The 16109-nt window shown below is 65.6% G+C and carries 14 protein-coding genes; 6 read left to right on the forward strand and 8 right to left on the reverse strand.

All coding sequences use genetic code 11. The features are described from left to right. Positions 1-58: 58 nt before the first annotated feature. The 3 genes from ACWGJP_RS01915 (at position 59) to ACWGJP_RS01925 (ending at position 3820) form a co-directional block, all read left to right on the forward strand. Entirely contained in the window at positions 59-1219 is a 1161-nt protein-coding gene (locus ACWGJP_RS01915; protein WP_452328061.1) for a glycosyltransferase family 4 protein, read from the forward strand. A 6-nt stretch (positions 1220-1225) separates the two neighbouring features. Next, complete coding sequence (locus ACWGJP_RS01920; protein ID WP_452328062.1) at positions 1226-2356, forward strand: glycosyltransferase; 1131 nt, start codon at positions 1226-1228, stop codon at positions 2354-2356. 90 nt (positions 2357-2446) lie between these two features. Further along, the gene (locus ACWGJP_RS01925) at positions 2447-3820 is read left to right on the forward strand and encodes a hypothetical protein (RefSeq protein ID WP_452328063.1); all 1374 of its coding nucleotides are present in this window, start codon (positions 2447-2449) and stop codon (positions 3818-3820) included. On the opposite strand, the gene ACWGJP_RS01930 is transcribed toward ACWGJP_RS01925, so the two are convergent. The 4 genes from ACWGJP_RS01930 to ACWGJP_RS01945 all read right to left on the reverse strand — a co-directional run bounded on the left by ACWGJP_RS01930 (position 3735) and on the right by ACWGJP_RS01945 (position 8776). Beyond that, entirely contained in the window at positions 3735-4910 is a 1176-nt protein-coding gene (locus tag ACWGJP_RS01930; RefSeq protein ID WP_452328064.1) for a polysaccharide pyruvyl transferase family protein, read from the reverse strand. The genes ACWGJP_RS01925 and ACWGJP_RS01930 overlap by 86 nt on opposite strands. Then, positions 4910-5785 carry a glycosyltransferase gene (locus ACWGJP_RS01935; RefSeq protein WP_452328065.1) on the reverse strand — a complete coding sequence of 292 codons (876 nt, stop codon included), beginning with the start codon at positions 5783-5785 and terminating at the stop codon, positions 4910-4912. Before ACWGJP_RS01935 ends, ACWGJP_RS01930 begins: the two co-directional genes overlap by 1 nt. A 73-nt stretch (positions 5786-5858) precedes the next feature. Further along, positions 5859-7274, reverse strand: a complete 1416-nt coding sequence (locus ACWGJP_RS01940; protein ID WP_452328066.1) for a Coenzyme F420 hydrogenase/dehydrogenase, beta subunit C-terminal domain — start codon at positions 7272-7274, stop codon at positions 5859-5861. Positions 7275-7324: 50 nt separating this feature from the next. Beyond that, the gene (locus ACWGJP_RS01945) at positions 7325-8776 is read right to left on the reverse strand and encodes a lipopolysaccharide biosynthesis protein (RefSeq protein WP_452328067.1); all 1452 of its coding nucleotides are present in this window, start codon (positions 8774-8776) and stop codon (positions 7325-7327) included. A gap of 124 nt (positions 8777-8900) precedes the next feature. Between ACWGJP_RS01945 and ACWGJP_RS01950 the strand changes: the two genes are divergently transcribed. The 3 genes from ACWGJP_RS01950 (at position 8901) to ACWGJP_RS01960 (ending at position 12772) form a co-directional block, all read left to right on the forward strand. Then, the gene (locus ACWGJP_RS01950; protein ID WP_452328068.1) at positions 8901-10289 is read left to right on the forward strand and encodes a UDP-glucose dehydrogenase family protein; all 1389 of its coding nucleotides are present in this window, start codon (positions 8901-8903) and stop codon (positions 10287-10289) included. Between the two features lie 36 nt (positions 10290-10325). Continuing rightward, positions 10326-12098 carry a DUF4012 domain-containing protein gene (locus ACWGJP_RS01955; RefSeq protein ID WP_452328069.1) on the forward strand — a complete coding sequence of 591 codons (1773 nt, stop codon included), beginning with the start codon at positions 10326-10328 and terminating at the stop codon, positions 12096-12098. A 101-nt stretch (positions 12099-12199) separates the two neighbouring features. Further along, positions 12200-12772 carry a hypothetical protein gene (locus ACWGJP_RS01960; RefSeq protein WP_452328070.1) on the forward strand — a complete coding sequence of 191 codons (573 nt, stop codon included), beginning with the start codon at positions 12200-12202 and terminating at the stop codon, positions 12770-12772. A 67-nt stretch (positions 12773-12839) separates the two neighbouring features. On the opposite strand, the gene glmM is transcribed toward ACWGJP_RS01960, so the two are convergent. The 4 genes from glmM to ACWGJP_RS01980 form a co-directional block, all read right to left on the reverse strand. After that, a complete protein-coding gene (gene glmM / locus ACWGJP_RS01965) occupies positions 12840-14198 on the reverse strand; it encodes a phosphoglucosamine mutase (RefSeq protein WP_452328071.1) in 1359 nt (452 codons plus the stop codon). Positions 14199-14213: 15 nt separating this feature from the next. Beyond that, positions 14214-14696 (reverse strand): 30S ribosomal protein S9, encoded by a 483-nt coding sequence (rpsI, locus tag ACWGJP_RS01970; protein WP_452328072.1) that lies wholly within the window; start codon positions 14694-14696, stop codon positions 14214-14216. Positions 14697-14722: 26 nt separating this feature from the next. Beyond that, complete coding sequence (gene rplM, locus ACWGJP_RS01975) at positions 14723-15169, reverse strand: 50S ribosomal protein L13 (protein ID WP_452328073.1); 447 nt, start codon at positions 15167-15169, stop codon at positions 14723-14725. A 215-nt stretch (positions 15170-15384) separates the two neighbouring features. Next, a complete protein-coding gene (locus ACWGJP_RS01980) occupies positions 15385-16065 on the reverse strand; it encodes an endonuclease/exonuclease/phosphatase family protein (protein WP_452328074.1) in 681 nt (226 codons plus the stop codon). Between the last annotated feature and the right edge of the window lie 44 nt (positions 16066-16109).

A 16109-nucleotide genomic window follows, 5' to 3' on the forward strand; every position in this document is an offset into this window, starting at 1 on the left:
TCGACGCACGCCGAACCTGCCTCCGCATCGACCCTGACCAGAGAGAGCCGTAGGATCCATGTCCGACACTCACACATCCTCGCCAGCGCATCCACGCGGAGTGCTGCTCATGCTTGCGAAGGCGTTCCCTCCGGTGACCGGCGGCGTGGAGACCTACTCTGAACAGTTGGCGCGCGCGTACCTCGCTCATGGGTGGGCGGTCACCGTCGTCACCCAGGGAGCGCTCGCGACTCCAGGGCCCGGTACTCGCAGCTACCCCGAAGGCGACCTGATGATCCAGGAGTGCGGTCCTGGCGGACAAGCGAAGGCGGCTTTCCAGTTTCGAAGGCTTGCCGGACGCGTCCTGCGCACGCAAACAGTGGATGCACTCCACGCCACCACGTGGAGGCCCGCGGCCGCCCTCCTCGGCATTCGTCATCGGGCGAAGCGGATCATCACTGTTCATGGGCGGGAAGTCATGCTGGCCCCCCGATGGGCTCGGCCGATCATGCGTCGGCTGCTGACCTCCGCCGACCTCGTAGTCGCAGTCTCGCGGACCACGAGGCATCGAACGGCTCGCGCAGCACGACTCCGGCGCAGCGACGCGACATGGACGGTGTCCGGTAACGGGATCTCCTTTCCCGTGGCGGCCGCAACGTCGGTCGACGTGCCGAGAACAGGCCGCGTGCGCCTGTTCACCGTGGCCCGCCTCGTCGAGCGGAAGAACCTTCTCGGAGCCATCAGGGCGCTCGGCAGACTCCCCGCTCTACCGCTCGCCCGGATCGACTACGTCATCGCAGGCGACGGACCTCAGCGTTCTCAGCTTGAGGACGAGGTGAAGGCCCTGGGCCTGTCTGAGGTCGTCCGCTTCGCGGGGAGGGTCACGGATGACGAGTTGATCGAGCATTTCAGACACGCCGATGTCTTCCTTCACCCCCAGATTTCCCTTGATGATGGGAAAGACTTCGAGGGGTTCGGGCTGGTGATTGCCGACGCGATGTCGTTCGGGTGTGCGGTCATCGCGGGGGTTGATGGAGGTCCGTCGGATTTCGTCACCGATGGCAAGACAGGTCTGCTGGTCGATGGCACGGACGTCGATTCCATTGGCGCGGCGATTCTCGCGCTCGTCGAAGACGCGGACCTACGTGCTCGTCTTTCTGCCGCGGGGCGTTCCTACGCGCTCGCCGAACTCGCCTGGCAGCGCCAAGCACAGCGGATCCTGGAAAGCCTGGCGGGCTGATTCCGGATGGCTGTCGTCTTCATCTCTGTCGGCGTGCTGTTCGTCGCCGTGTTCCTCTACCCTTATCTGATCTACCCGGCGCTGCTGAAGACGTCCAGAACTCGACCGCTTGCCGAAGAACCGGAGGCCAAAGCGCATACCGGCGCCAACATCGCCGCGTTCTTCTGCGCATACAACGAGATCGCTGTGATCGGAGAGAAGATCGACAACCTCAGAGCTCTGAGGACGCGCTATCCCGATGTGGAGCTCTGGGCGTTCGATGACGGCTCCACTGACGGCACAGCCGAGGCGCTTGAAGCCGCGCATCTGGGGATCCGAGTGATCCGCGGCGGCGGGCGATCTGGAAAAGCCCACGGCATGAAGCTGATGGTCCGCCAGACCGAGCGAGAGTTCCTGGTGTTCACAGATGCCAATGTGATGCTCGACGTCGGGGCCCTGGATGCGCTGGCGACTGTCTATGCGGATGAGAACGTGGGCGGCGTCTGCGGTGTCCTCCACTACGTCGCGGCGGACGGCACGGCTACCGAGCAGGTCGGGGGACTCTATTGGCGTCTCGAGGAGCAAATAAAAGCTGAGGAGTCCAGAAGCGGGAACGTGATGGGAGCCGACGGCTCGATCTTCTCAGTCAGGCGAGAGCTCTATCCGGACTTCCCCGACACGGTCCAGGACGACTTCACCGTGTCGATGGCCGTGATTTTCGCCGGGCGTCGCCTGATCACATCACCACGTGTAATCGCCGTCGAGAGGCTCGTGGCATCGCGCTCCCTCGAATGGAGTCGAAAGATCCGGATTGCGGTCCGCGCTTTCCACACATACGAGGTCATGCGGCAGAACGTTCGTCGCATGAAATTGCGTGACCGCTTCCGGTTCGCATCTCATAAGTGGTTGCGATGGCACGGCGGATATTTCCTCTGTATCGGCGCGTCCTGCGTCGCGATCGGGCTGTTCTTGTCATCGCCAGTCCTGGGCACCGCCTCAACGGCATGCGTCGCTGCGGCGCTCCTCGTGGCCAGTCGCGCCCGCACCGGCGTCCTGGCGTCTGCCTACGAGATGTTGATCTCCGTGCTGGCCACCTCACTGGGCGTCACCCGAGCACGCAGGGGGCACACTCAGGCGGTGTGGAATCCGCCTCGTTAAAGCGCGTGTGCTCGCGCGAGGACCGAACTCGTATCGAGCCCCGCTGAGCACCCCCGACAGCGCGTGTACGGTGGACGACAGGGAGGCGACATGACGGGGTGGGAGCTCGGCGGCTTCACGGTGCTCTTCGTCCTTCTGACGCTGCTCTCAGCGCATCGTTATCGGTCCTGGCTCGCTCCCGCGCCGCTGTGGAACTTGGCGTGGTCAGCCCTGTTCTTCTCCACCTCGACGCTCGGGTACGGGTTCGACTACTCGGCGGGCTCCGTCTCAGTACTCGCAACGCTGGCAGCGCTGTTCAACGTTCCCGGTTTCGTTCTCAACTCCAAGATCCCTGATGACACCGATCGCGCTCAGGTCCGAAACTACGCTCCCCCGACCTGGTTGCTCGTGCTGATGCTCGCCGCCGGCCTCGTCGGCATCGGCCAACTCAGCGTCAGCCTCGGGATGTCGATCTTCTCAATCCGCTCACTCGATCAGTTGTTCCTCTTTGGTCAGCAGAACGCCGCGAGCATCTTCCGAGGCGAGGTGTCACTCGGCTGGATGTCCAATCTCACCTTCGCGCTGCTGCAGTGCGGGGCAGCGCTGGCCGGGTGCAAGATCGCGTGGCGCCCGAACAGGGCAGCGTACTTCGTTACGGCCGGGCTCATCGGAACCGCGCTGTTGTGGAGTTCGGTAACGACACAGCGCTCCTATCTCCTCGTGCCCGTGATCTGGTTCGTCGCAGGCTACGTTGCGGCGCTGGTCGCGCTCGGTGCTCGCCGCCCACCGCTGCGCGCTGTTGCTGCCGCCGCCGCTCTGGGAATCATCCTCCTGATACTCGTGGTGTTCTTGAGGTCTGTCCGTACGAGCGGCGCCGACGCTGGTCTTTCCGAAGCGAGCTTCGCTCCGACGCGACTCTGGCTTGCGGGATACATACCTACTTTTTCGGCGTGGTTCGACCAAGCTGTCGCTACGTCGCTGAGCGCTGGTGTATTCGGGGGGATCGTCGCCCTTATCCAGCCCATCTTCGGCATACGTGCGACGGACGATGGCCAGGGTGTGTTCTACCCGATCGGGTCCGGACTGACATCGAACACCGGAACAGCGATGATGACCATCGTCGGTTCTGGAGGATTCGTGTGGGGCATGCTCATCATTGTGGCGCTAGGAGCGATCGCCCATCTCGCGTATGTGGGCGCGGCTAAGGGGAACGCGGTCGCCGTCGCCGGGTACATAGGCGTACTCGCGGGAACTCTCTGGGTGACGAACGCTTGGTTCTTTGGCTACGGCGGGCGCGTGCTCGCGCTGGTCCTTCTACTCACGTTCGCGGCAATGGCACGCAGGGAGGCCTTCCGTCAGACCGGCACAAGACCACCGTCGGACCTCGAACGGATCCCGATCAGCCGTGCGCGGAAAGAACAGGAGAAAGCGCGCGCTCGAGGAAGCCGATCCCGCGCTCCCGCTCCACAGCGACCTGCGCATTGACGCGGTCCCAGTCGATCGGTGTTTCGAGAGCCTCAGTAACGGCGTCACTCGTATCGTCGTCCTCGCCCGCGAGGACCAGACGGTGCTCCAGGCCGAAGGTCGACAGTAGCGATTCGAATCTGGCCAGCCCGCGCGCCGAGTTCGCAATCGTCACGAACGGCCGATTGAACAGGATCGCGAAGACCGTTCCATGAAACGAGTCCGTCACGACCACGGTCGCATCCTGGAACCCTCGGAGCCATTCCTCGACCGACGGACGGACGAACGCCGACGGGTCGCGTCGGAAGTCGCCTGCTGAGCGAGGGATCTGGCGGTGCAGATCGTGAACCTGAAGACCTAGCGCATGCTGAAGTGCCCGAATGCCATGCACCATACGCGGCGACTGATCGAGGACGTACGTGAGCAGGTAGTCGCCGTTCGACACGCGAGGACCCGTCGCGGCAAGGCGCCGGTACTCCTCGAGATCAGGGAGCAGTGTCGGGTCGGGAACCTGTTCGGCGCCGATGGACCATTCATGCTCGCAGAGTGCCACGCCCGAGTGCTCGCGCACCGATACGGCATAGAAGCGCTCGATCAGAGGCCGAGTCGCGTTCCAGTCGACCGTCGGCCGATCAGTTCCGAATGAGGCCGCGTAGGCGATCCTTCTCCCCGGGCCGTCCACGAAGTCGAACAGGTACGATCCGATATCTCCGTACTCCGGACGCCACACCTGATCGCTCCCGGCGATGAAGGCGCCGTACGACAGGTACTTCTGTCGGTGCGGGAAGCCTCCGAAGCGGAAGATGCTGTCTGTCCGCAGCGTATTCCGTATGAACCGCCACAATTCGGCGTTAGCGAACTTCTGACGCTCACGGTAGCCGACGGGCCTACGGAGCAATCGCGTCGCGGTGGCAGCGGCCACGCGCCGTGCGGCCGCGAGAAGTCCGATGCGTTCAGAGACATCGGTTGCGGCTTGAAAGCCGAGCTCGGCCAGCGTCTGCTGGAGCGCGAAGGTCTGCAGGAGGCAGCCGTAGTTTCCTCGACCAAGGGGCAAGGTACGGATGAGGACTCGCTTCGCATGCGGCGCACGCGCCCGAACGGACCGCCCCATCAGACTACCCACGTCCTGCAGCGCACGGACCCGACGACACGTCCCGCCAGATGCCCGGCTCTATACCGAGCCTTCGAACGATACCGGGGGACGAACAACGAAGCTGCGCTTAGTACGGCGGTTGCCGCGATCGCGCGCACCCCCTCGCCGACAGATCGCTCCGCACCGTGCGGTCGATGTCTCCGCATGAGCATCGCGTCGCCCTTCCCGTAGTCGTACGCTTGCCGGAGTTGATCCATCGGCCGACGCCTCAACCTGTAGTGCACTTTCGCCTCATTGACGTAGATCAGCTCGGCGCCCATATACTGCGCACGCCAACAGATGTCGACATCCTCACCGACAGTCAACTCAACGTCGAAACCTCCGAGAGCCTCGAAGAGCTGTCTTTCGAATCCGATGTTCGCGGAGACGCCGAACGGCAGATGTGAGAACTTCGTGCCAGGGCCTGGGGTCGCGCGTTGCCGCCACCAGAAGTCCGACGGGGCGTTGAGCTCGGCGAAATCGAGCAGCCCGATCGCGACCGGAGCACTCTGGAGCGCTCGAGTCATTCTCGGGATCCATTGGTAGTCCACGACGTCGTCGGCGTCGCAGAACAGCACGAGCGCCCCTGAACTCGCTGCCGCCCCTGCATTCCTCGCGAAAGAGGGCCCCGGGAACCTCGACGAATCAATGATGCGGAGCGGAATGTGATGATCTCGCTCCGAGAGAGCCATGCGTGTGGGTGCCACCACGTCCTCACGATTGCAGGAGATGACCACTTCCACGGTTGCACCTGCCCCGTGGGAGGCGCGCGCCGACGCTGCGACGGCGCCGACTTGTTCGCACAGCATGTTGGAATCGCCGCCGCCGTACGGAATGACGACCGAAATCAACATCCTCGTCCCGACGACTGAATGTCCGTGCGCCGCGCATCCTCACCACGGCCGATCTCGCCACCGGGTCCGGGGGTCACCGCAGCCGCTTCCATACAGCATTCAATGTTGCTCTGGGTCCTTGCTTGAGCTTGCGCTCGATGCGGTCGAGGCGTTGCGCTGCCCGATACCGTCTCAGTACAGGACGCATAACCCGATCGAAAACCGCGTGATCATTCGCCAGAATTGCCTGTCGGAACGCATCATGACTCAGCCTTGAGGCATCAACGCGAGCTCGCTGCACCAGTCGGCGGGAGAAAGACAGATGGCCCATGGCGCTCCTCCGAAGGCGCGGAACGTACTCGCCCCGGCTGCGCAGAAGGGCGAACCTCATTCCGATCTCTTCGACGTTCTGGCGAACGAGCGCCCTCTGGGACTGAAGCAGATCAGCGATCCCGATCGGCTCCAGGTGGACAGCTCCCGCTGTCCGTGCGCGGAGGAGCACCTCACCGACCCGTGCATCTCGGATGAGGACGACATTGGTCCCCCGTGGATCATCGACGTATTTGGGCAGCCATGCGTCACCGAGGACGATATCAGCAGTCTCGTTGAATACGTCCTCGGTGAAATCCGAAAAGTTCGTCTTGAAGTATCCCAAGCCCCAGTCGGCCTCCGGTGCGTCCCAGAGCGAGGCTGTCAACGCGCGGTCACCATCGTCCGCTCGAACTGTGAAATCAGTGGCATATCGACTGGCCGGTCGGTTCAAGTCCTTGGCACGGAAGTCCACGGATGCGAGGTGCGCCGGATCAATGCCGGCGCGCCAGCCCATTGCCGAGGCGTAGGCCGCGCTCTTTTGGTGACCGCAGATGAGACCGACGGTAAATGCGATCGCCTCACGAAAGTACGGATCGACTCGTTGAAGTAGGCGGATCTCGTAGATGAAGCTGGGTATTCCGACGACAGCATATTTCCCAGGCGTTGCCATGGCTCCCCGAAGAGCAGCACCCAGTTCGCCCGGGTAGTACCGCGTTTTTGAACCGGCACGAATCTCCTCTTCAGAACGCGAGATCTGGTAGGAGAATAGCGCCCCATATGGTCCTCCCGGGCGCATATGGATCACGGCATCGATCTCACCCGCACGCATGAGTTCGAGCAGCACGGCTGTGGCGATACCACCAGAGCTCGATGAGGCACGAAGCCCGTCGTCCAACGACCATCCCGCGTATGCGCTGAGGTGATAGCCGACGACCGGATCATGGTTGACATCGGCCTGGTGCCCGTAAAGCGCCGCACCCAGCGTGTCCTCGTCCGGGCTCACGCCACCGAAAGCCGACACCGCGAGCAGCAAATCGGCCGGGCCATCGTACTCGGCGTCGATACCGACGTACTGGTACTCGCCTGTTTCGCTGAGTTCGAGGCCGATTCTGGGATCGATCGCGCTGTAGACACCGCTGTTGACTGAAAGCCGCGGATCGAGGACACGTTCGAATAACTCCGTCAGCGGGGAGGACATGGTCATATCGTAGCGAGCGCGTGTGCACCGAAGAGGCCGCGGGATCGAGGTCAAAACGTTCGTCTCCGCAACCGTCCCGCTAGAGTGATCGCTCCACGCGTCATCCGCCACTGGCCAGGCACCGCCATGACGAGCGCGACGAAGACGAGGAGTCCAGCGGCGAGCATCCCCAGCGCCGCCCACCCATTGGAAACAACGTGCTCTGTGCCCCACGCGCAGAGGACGAGGACGATGGAGGCCGGTACGACAAGCCCCAATCCGTTCCGGAGATAGGGCCAGATGGGCTGTCCGCTTATCCTCCTCAGCCATATCAGATTGATGGGCCAGCTCACGGCGAGCGCGATCGCAACCGACCAGGCGACAGCCTGGATGCTGAAGAGAGATGCCACGATGATCGCGACGACGGTGAGCATCTTCGTGACGAGGTTGTAAAAGGCGAGTTGCAGACCCTTGTTGTCGAGGATGAATCTCCAGTAGCTCACGAACGAGAGCACCCAGAAGAAGCCTCCGACAGACATCGCCTGGAAGAGGGGGACTGCCCCGACCCATTCCGGTCCGAGAAGCATCGGGATGAGCCATTGCGCCCCACCGCCCGCGAGGGCGAAGACCCCGACGACCAGGAGTCCAAGCCCGAACTGAAGCCGCAACAGGACTTCATCGACGCCACGACCCTCTTTCGTGGCGGCGTTCGTCGTCGGCACCACGACCTGCGTCAGCGGCCCCATGAGCCGCCCGACCGGCAGCGAGAGCAGCTGATAGGACCGCGAGTACAAGCCGACGTCCGCAGACCCCCACCGCATTCCGATGACAACCGTGTCAACGTTCTGGGCGAGAAAGGTCAGAAAGGTGGCCAGTCCGAAAGCGGCACCATCACTCACGAGTTGCTTCGATTCGTGGTCTCGCCGAGGGCGGAGCGGACGCCAGCGTGCCGCACCCCAGGCGATGATCAACGCGGCCAGCGCGCTCGACACCGTCCCGATCACGATCGACCAGTACTCGAATCCCAGGAGCGCAAACAGAATTGTGGCAACGAGGTTGATCAGCTGAGGGACGACATCCGCTCCGACGAGTGCGGTGTACTTCATCCGCCTGGCCAGATTGACCCGAAGCTGTGCCGTCATCCCGTTGAGAAGAAGCGCTGGCGCGAGGGCCGGCGCAACCCACCACAGTCGCTCGTCTCCGTAGAGAGCGACGATCAGCCCGGCGCAGGCCGCGAGAGCGGCGCCTGTGAGCAGACCGAGCCCGGTGTTGATCCAGAACAGGTTGGAAGCTTGTTGCTCTCCGAGGTCCTTGCGCTGAAGCCCAACAGTCGTCATGCCGAGATCTCGAAGCATCTCACCGAATGACACGAAGACGGCGACCATCGCGATCAAGCCGATATCGTCCGGGGAGAGGAGGCGCGAGACGACGATGACGGATGCGAACTGGATCCCGACTTTGAGAGCCTGCCCCGCGATCGTGATCCCGGCCCCCCGCGCTCCACGCGCGAGTGCATCTGTCACGCGAGACAGCTTAGTGCGCCGCTCTCGCGGCTGTTCGCGACGCCGAACACGCGGCAGCGAACCAGGAGCGTAACGAGAGTCTGCTATCTAGGTAGTGCCCCCTTCCCCCACAAGGAGCTCCCCCATGAAACTCTCCGTCATCGGTTGCGGATACCTCGGCGCCGTCCACGCGGCGGCGATGGCGTCCATCGGTCACGACGTCGTCGGCATCGATGTGGATGAGCGCAAGATCGCCGCTCTCTCGGCCGGCGACGCGCCCTTCTTCGAGCCGGGGCTGCCTGAGATCCTCTCCGAGGGCATCGCCTCAGGGCGCCTGCGCTTCACGACAGACATCTCAGAGGCGCGCGGTGCCGCGATCCACTTTGTCGGGGTGGGCACCCCTCAGCAGCGCGATGGCTACGCGGCCGACCTCACGTACGTTAACGCCGCGTTCGAGGCCCTCGTACCGCACCTCTCCCCCGGCGACATCGTCGCGGGCAAGTCCACCGTTCCGGTGGGCACTGCCGCATCACTCGCCCCGCTCGTCACCTCCGCAGGCGCGACCCTCGTCTGGAACCCGGAGTTCCTGCGCGAGGGCTGGGCGGTGAAGGACACGATCGACCCGGACCGGCTCGTCGTCGGAGTTCCGGGCGCTTCGACAAGCTCAGCGAGCGAGGAAGCAAGCTCAGCGAGCGAGGGAACACGCACGGAAGGCGCTTCGACAGGCTCAGCGAGCGAGGGCGAACGCGCCGCGGGGATCCTCCGCCAGGTGTACCACCCCGCCGTGGCCAAGGGCACGCCCTTCATCGTCACCGACCTCGCCACCGCCGAACTCGTCAAGGTATCGGCCAACGCCTTCCTCGCCACGAAGATCTCGTTCATCAATGCGATGGCCGAGATCGCCGAGACCGTCGGCGCGGACGTGACCCAGCTCGCCGACGCGCTCGGTCATGACGTCCGCATCGGTCGGCGCTTCCTCGGTGCCGGCATCGGCTTCGGCGGCGGATGCCTCCCCAAGGACATCCGCGCCTTCGCAGCTCGCGCCGAGGAGCTCGGACGCGGTGAATCGGTCGGCTTCCTCCGCGAGATCGACGCGATCAACCTCCGCCGCCGCGAGCGCGCCGTGACGCTCGTCGTCGATGCCTTCGAGGGCGACATCGTCGGAAAGCGCGTCACCGTCCTCGGAGCGGCCTTCAAGCCGTACAGCGACGACGTGCGCGATTCCCCCGCCCTCGACGTGGCCGTGCGTCTTCGAGGCCTCGGCGCCGAGGTGACCGTGACGGACCCGGAGGCGATCGAGAACGCTCGCCGTCAGCATCCCCAGCTCGCCTACGTGCACGGTCGCGATGAAGCGCTCCGCGGCGCGGATGCCGTCATCATCGTCACCGAATGGGACGAGTACCGGCGCGAGCTGTCTCCCGAGCATGCGGCGACACTCACCGAGGGCCGGGTCATCGTCGACGGACGCAACTGCCTGGATGCCGCTGCCTGGCGCGCGGCGGGGTGGACGTACTTCGGCATGGGACGCCCGTGATCGGCCGCTGTCGCCGGTCGCGGCTATCGTGACTCTGTGACCTCCCAGAGCCCCGCCGCACGACGACGACGCCGCGCCGGCCGGATCACGGCGTGGTTTCTCGGCGGTATCCTCACCGCCGCGGTCGCGGCCGCCGCCTGGATCGGCGTGCGCGGATATCTCGCTTATCAGCACCTCGACGCGGCCCGCGCCGCGGCCGACGGCGCCACGGATGTCCTCGCCGACCCTGCAGAGGCCAGCGACCTGATCGCCGACATCGCCTCCGAGACATCAGCCGCGTCTGCGCTCACCAGCGATCCGATCTGGAAGCTCGGCGAGGCACTCCCGTGGGTCGGCCCCCAGCTCGCAGCCGTCGGCACCGTCGCCGCGTCCCTCGACGACCTCGCATCCGAGGCGCTCACGCCGCTCGCCTCTGTCGCCGCATCGTTCTCGTTCGACAGCATCCGCCCGCAGAACGGAGCGATCGACCCCGCGGCCTTCACGAGCCTCGAGGCAGCGGCATCCACGGGCGCAGACGGGCTCGGCGCCGCCCGCTCGGCGGTCGCGGCGATTGACGAAGCTCCGCTCGTCGGCCCGCTGCGTGATGCGGTCGACGAGGTCTCCACTCTTCTCGACGAGACCTACTCGGCGGCGGACGCCCTGCGCCGCACCACAGAGCTTCTGCCCGCGATGCTCGGGGCAGACGGCCCCCGCGACTATGTCATCGTCTTCCAGAACAACGCCGAATGGCGCTCGCTCGGCGGCATCGTGGGAGCACTGGCCCAGGTGCGCACGCACAACGGGGCCCTCAGCCTCGTCACGCAGGCATCCTCCTCGGACTTCCCGCACTACGACGAGCCCGTCGTGCCGCTGACCGACGACGAGATCCGTCTCTTCGGCGAGCAGCCGGCGACCTTCGTGCAGAACGTCACGCAACTCCCCGACTTCACCCGCGACGCCCCCATCGTTCAGGCGATGTGGGAGCGCGAGACCGGGACGACCGTCGACGGTGTCCTCGCGTTGGATCCCGTCGCCGTCTCCTATCTGCTCGAGGCCACCGGCCCGATCGCCCTGCCCACCGGAGACGAGCTGTCGGCCGAGAACGCCGTCTCCCTGCTGCTCAACGAGGTGTACCTCCGCTACGAGGATCCCGCCGAGCAGGATCTCTTCTTCGCCGCAGCCACGTCCTCGGTGTTCGCCCGCATCGCCTCCGGCGGAGTGGATCCGGCAGCCTTCGCCGCAGCCCTCGGTCGCGCGGGCGCCGAGAACCGGATGCTGCTGTGGAACGCGGACCCCGCCGAACAGGCCGTCCTCGACGGCACGACGCTCCAGGGCACCCTCGACGACGAAGACCCGGACACCACGACCTTCGGCGTCTACGCCAACGACGGCACGAGCTCGAAGATGGATTACTACATGTCCCTCGACACGGCGACGGCCTGGTGCGGCGAGGAGGCAGCGCTCACGGTCACCCTCACCAACGACGCACCCGCCGACGCGGCGTCCCTGCCCTCCTACGTCACCGGCGGCGGCAAGCACGGCGTCGCGCCCGGCTCCGTCGAGACCGTCGTCTACGTCTATCTTCCGGAGGGCTCGGCGCTGCAGTCGTCCGAGGCGTCCGGCACCGGATTCTCTCCAGATCTGGGAGGAGGGACGGATGCCGGCCGGCAGGTGCTCTCCTGGGCCCCGGTTCTCGCCCCTGGAGAGTCGACGACGCTCGACGTGCGCGTGCGCACATCTCTCACCGAGCATCTCGTCACACGAACGACACCGACTGTTAACGCAAATCCTGGTAATCAGCTTGCGATCAGCTGTGATATTCCAGAATAATCGGTCGTAAACCCACCGGAGGGCGTCTTGTAGGCGTGCCGACGTGTTCATACGGGCTCCAGGCCCACCCTGCAGTTCCCCCCACAGTCAGGATGATCGCCATGAAGCGCACACTCACCAAGGCCGCAGTCACCACCGCACTTGTCGCAGCCGCTCTCCTCGCTGTCCCTGCCGGGGCTTCGGCCTACACGCCGCCGACCACGGGCGGCGTCAGCGACTCCACCGTCGCACCGGGCGGCACCTTCTCGTTCTCCGTCTCCTCCCCCGTCTTCGAAGGCGGCGAGACGGTCACGATCTACCTCACGGGTGAGAACGCCAGCGGCGCTTCGCTCGGTTTCGTGAAGTTCGCCGTCGAGACCAGCGCGCTCGGCACGCAGACCGCTGCCGCCGACGGCACGCTCGCCCCCGTCTCGATCACGCTGCCCGCCGACGCGTCGGGCTCGTACACGATCCTCGCGACGTCGCCGTCGAACCCCGTCGGCGTCTCCGCCACGGTCTCGGCCACGGGTGCCGCTTCCGCCGATGGTGAGGATGACGGCCTCGCCGCAACCGGCGCCGACGGCGAAGCGATGCTCGCCCTCTGGGTCGGCGGAGGAGCCCTCCTGCTCGCCGGTGGTGGCGTCGCCGCCGCCAGCGCGGTCCGTCGCAACCGCAAGCAGGCCGACGCCGCCTGACAGCTCTGGACACGAAGAACGCCCCGGTGAATCCACCGGGGCGTTCTTGTATGTTCTGCAGTCTGCGTCAGATCGCGAGACGTTCCTTCACGACGGCGGCGAGCCGCTCGGCGTAGGCGTTCGCGCCCTCGGCATCCGGGGCCTCGACCATGACGCGCACGAGAGGCTCCGTGCCGGACTTGCGCAGCAGCACGCGCCCGGTGTCGCCGAGCGCCTGCTCGACCTCGCGCACGGCATCCTGCACGCCCTCATCGTCTCCGACGCGGTCCTTGTCGACGCCGCGGACGTTGATGAGCACCTGCGGATACACCGTCATCACGGCGGCCAGCTCGGCGAGCGTCTTGCCCGTGCGGGCCATCTCCGCCACGAGGTGCAGCCCCGTGAGAAGCCCGTCACCCGTGGTGGCGTACTCGCTCATGATGACGTGACCGGACTGCTCACCGCCGAGCGCGAAGCCCCCGGCGTTCATGTCCTCGAGCACGTAGCGGTCACCCACAGCCGTCTGCCGCACGGTGATGCCGTGCTCGCGCATCGCGACGTGCAGGCCGAGGTTGCTCATCACGGTCGCGACGAGGGTGTCGTCGGTCAGATGACCGCGCTCCTTCATGGAGACCGCGAGGATCGCCATGATCTGGTCGCCGTCGATGACGTTGCCCTGCGCGTCGACGGCCAGGCAACGGTCTGCGTCGCCGTCGTGCGCGATGCCCAGATCGGCGCCGAGGCGGACGACGGCCTCGGCCAGCTGGTCGAGATGCGTCGAACCGACACCGTCGTTGATGTTGATCCCGTCGGGGTCCGCCGCGATGACGGTGACCTCCGCGCCGGCATCCCTGAACGTCTCGGGCGAGACGCCGGAGGCCGCGCCGTGCGCGCAGTCGAGTACGACGTGAAGCCCGTCGAGCTTGTTCGGCAGCGAGCCGAGCAGGTGGACCACGTAGCGGTCCTCGGCGTCGGAGAAGCGGCGGATGCGACCGACAGATCCTCCCGTGGGGAGGAGCTTCTCGCCGTCCATCGCGGCTTCGATGCGCTGCTCGACGACGTCGGGCAGTTTCACGCCTCCGCGGGCGAAGATCTTGATGCCGTTGTCCGGAGCCGGGTTGTGCGACGCGGAGACCATGACACCGAAATCGGCGTCGCGGTCGGCGACGAGGAACGCGAGAGCGGGAGTGGGGATCACACCGGCATCGAAGACGTCGACGCCGGAGGATGCCAGGCCCGCGGCCACGGCGGCCGCGAGGAACTCACCGGAGACGCGCGGATCGCGGGCGACCACGGCCGTGAGCCGCTTGCCCTCCGCCTTGCGCGCCTCGGCGGAACGGCCCTGGCCCAGGACGACTGCAGTCGCCTGGGCCAGGGAGAGCGCCAGGTCGGCGGTGAGGATGCCGTTGGCAAGACCTCGCACGCCGTCCGTGCCGAACAGTGCCATGAAGGACTGTCTGGCTTAACGCTTCGAGTACTGAGGCGCCTTACGGGCCTTCTTGAGACCAGCTTTCTTGCGCTCCTTGACGCGAGCGTCACGGGAGAGGAAGCCGGCCTTCTTCAGGGTCGGACGGTTGTTCTCGACGTCGATGCCGTTCAGCGCACGGGCGATGCCGAGGCGGAGCGCACCGGCCTGGCCCGAGGGGCCGCCACCGGAGATGCGGGCGATGACGTCGTAGGCGCCCGCGAGGTTGAGCACCGTGAACGGGTCGTTGATCAGCTGCTGGTGCAGCTTGTTCGGGAAGTAGTCCTCGATCGTGCGGCCGTTGACCGTGATCGTCCCGGAGCCCGGGACGAGGCGCACGCGGGCGATGGCCTGCTTGCGACGGCCGACAGCGGCGCCGGGGACGCTGAGCACGGGGCGGGGAGCCGCCTCCGCTGCCTGGGTCTCCGGAGTCGTCGTCGAGTAGTTCTGAAGGTCGGTGGTGTCCTGGATGTCAGCCACGAGTATGTCCTTATTCGTTGCGGCGCTTACTGGGCGACCTGGTCGAGGGTGTACGTCTGGGGCTTCTGAGCGGCGTGCGGGTGCTCTGCACCGACGTACACCTTCAGCTTGCCCAGCTGCGCGCGTCCGAGGCTGTTCTTCGGGAGCATGCCGCGGATGGCCTTCTCGACCGCGCGGACCGGGTTCTTCTCGAGGAGCTCCGAGTACGTGACCGACTTCAGACCGCCGGGGTAGCCCGAGTGGCGGTAGGCCTTCTTCTGGAGGAGCTTCTGACCGGTGAGCGCGACCTTGTCGGCGTTCACGATGATGACGAAGTCGCCGGTGTCGATGTGGTTGGCGAAGGTCGGCTTGTGCTTGCCGCGCAGGAGCGCTGCAGCGTGCGAGGCGAGGCGGCCGAGAACGACGTCGGTGGCGTCGATGACGACCCAGTCGCGCTGGACTTCGCCAGCCTTGGGGGTGTAAGTGCGCGTCACGATAGTGCTGCTTTCTTGTTCGAACGGAGAGGTTCGTGAATCCCACTCCGGGGTGGTTCTCTTCGAGTTCGCTGAGCTGGTCGAGCTTGTCGAAGCGGAACACGCCAGTGGAGGGCTCACGTTCGCGATGCCGCAGTAGGGCACCAAAGGGTTAGTTTACGGCATCCGGGAGTATTCGTCGAATCTGCGCGGCCTTGCCCGCCACGGACACGGACTCAGCGGGCCGGCACCGTCGTCCTGGCGGTGATGAGGATGGGGCGATGATCGCTCGCGCGCTGCGGCAGGGTCCGGATGCTGTCGATCTCGAACCCCTCGGATGTCGCGAAATCGTAGTGTCCCTTGAACACGCGGTAGCGCGTATAGGTCCGCTCGTCGGACAGGGTGAGCGTGTAGCCGTGATCCCGGATCGTCTGGCCGAGATTCTCCTTGAACACCGGGTAGTTGTAGTCCCCGACCATGAGGATCGGGATGCCGGGGCCGAGCCCCTCCAGCTCGGTGAGCGCGGTGCGGATCTGGGTACGGCGCAGCGAGTTCAGCGCCGTCAGCGGAGCGGCGTGGAAGGACGCCACGATCAGTTCACGTCCCTCGTCGATGTCATGAAGGCGGACGCCGAGCACCCGTTCATGTGCCGGCTTCAGCACCCGGTCGTGCAGGGACTTCTTCAGCTCGAACGTGCGCAGCGAGTGCAGCCGGAAGGTGTTCTCGCGATAGAAGACCGCCAGCCCCAGGCGATTGCCCTGGGTCGCCTTCGCGAGCACGAGGTCGCCGACCCTGTCGGGCAGCGCCTCGACATCGCATTCCTGCAGGCACAGCACGTCTGCGCCGTGCTCCTCGACGAGCTCGTCCAGCTCACCGGCGGCGCGATGCTTGCGCAGGTTGTAGGAGATGACCTTCATCGTCTTCCACGCTAGCCCGTCGTCCTATGGGCCGGGTGACGATG

The sequence above is a fragment of the Microbacterium sp. NPDC055903 genome (assembly GCF_053615555.1).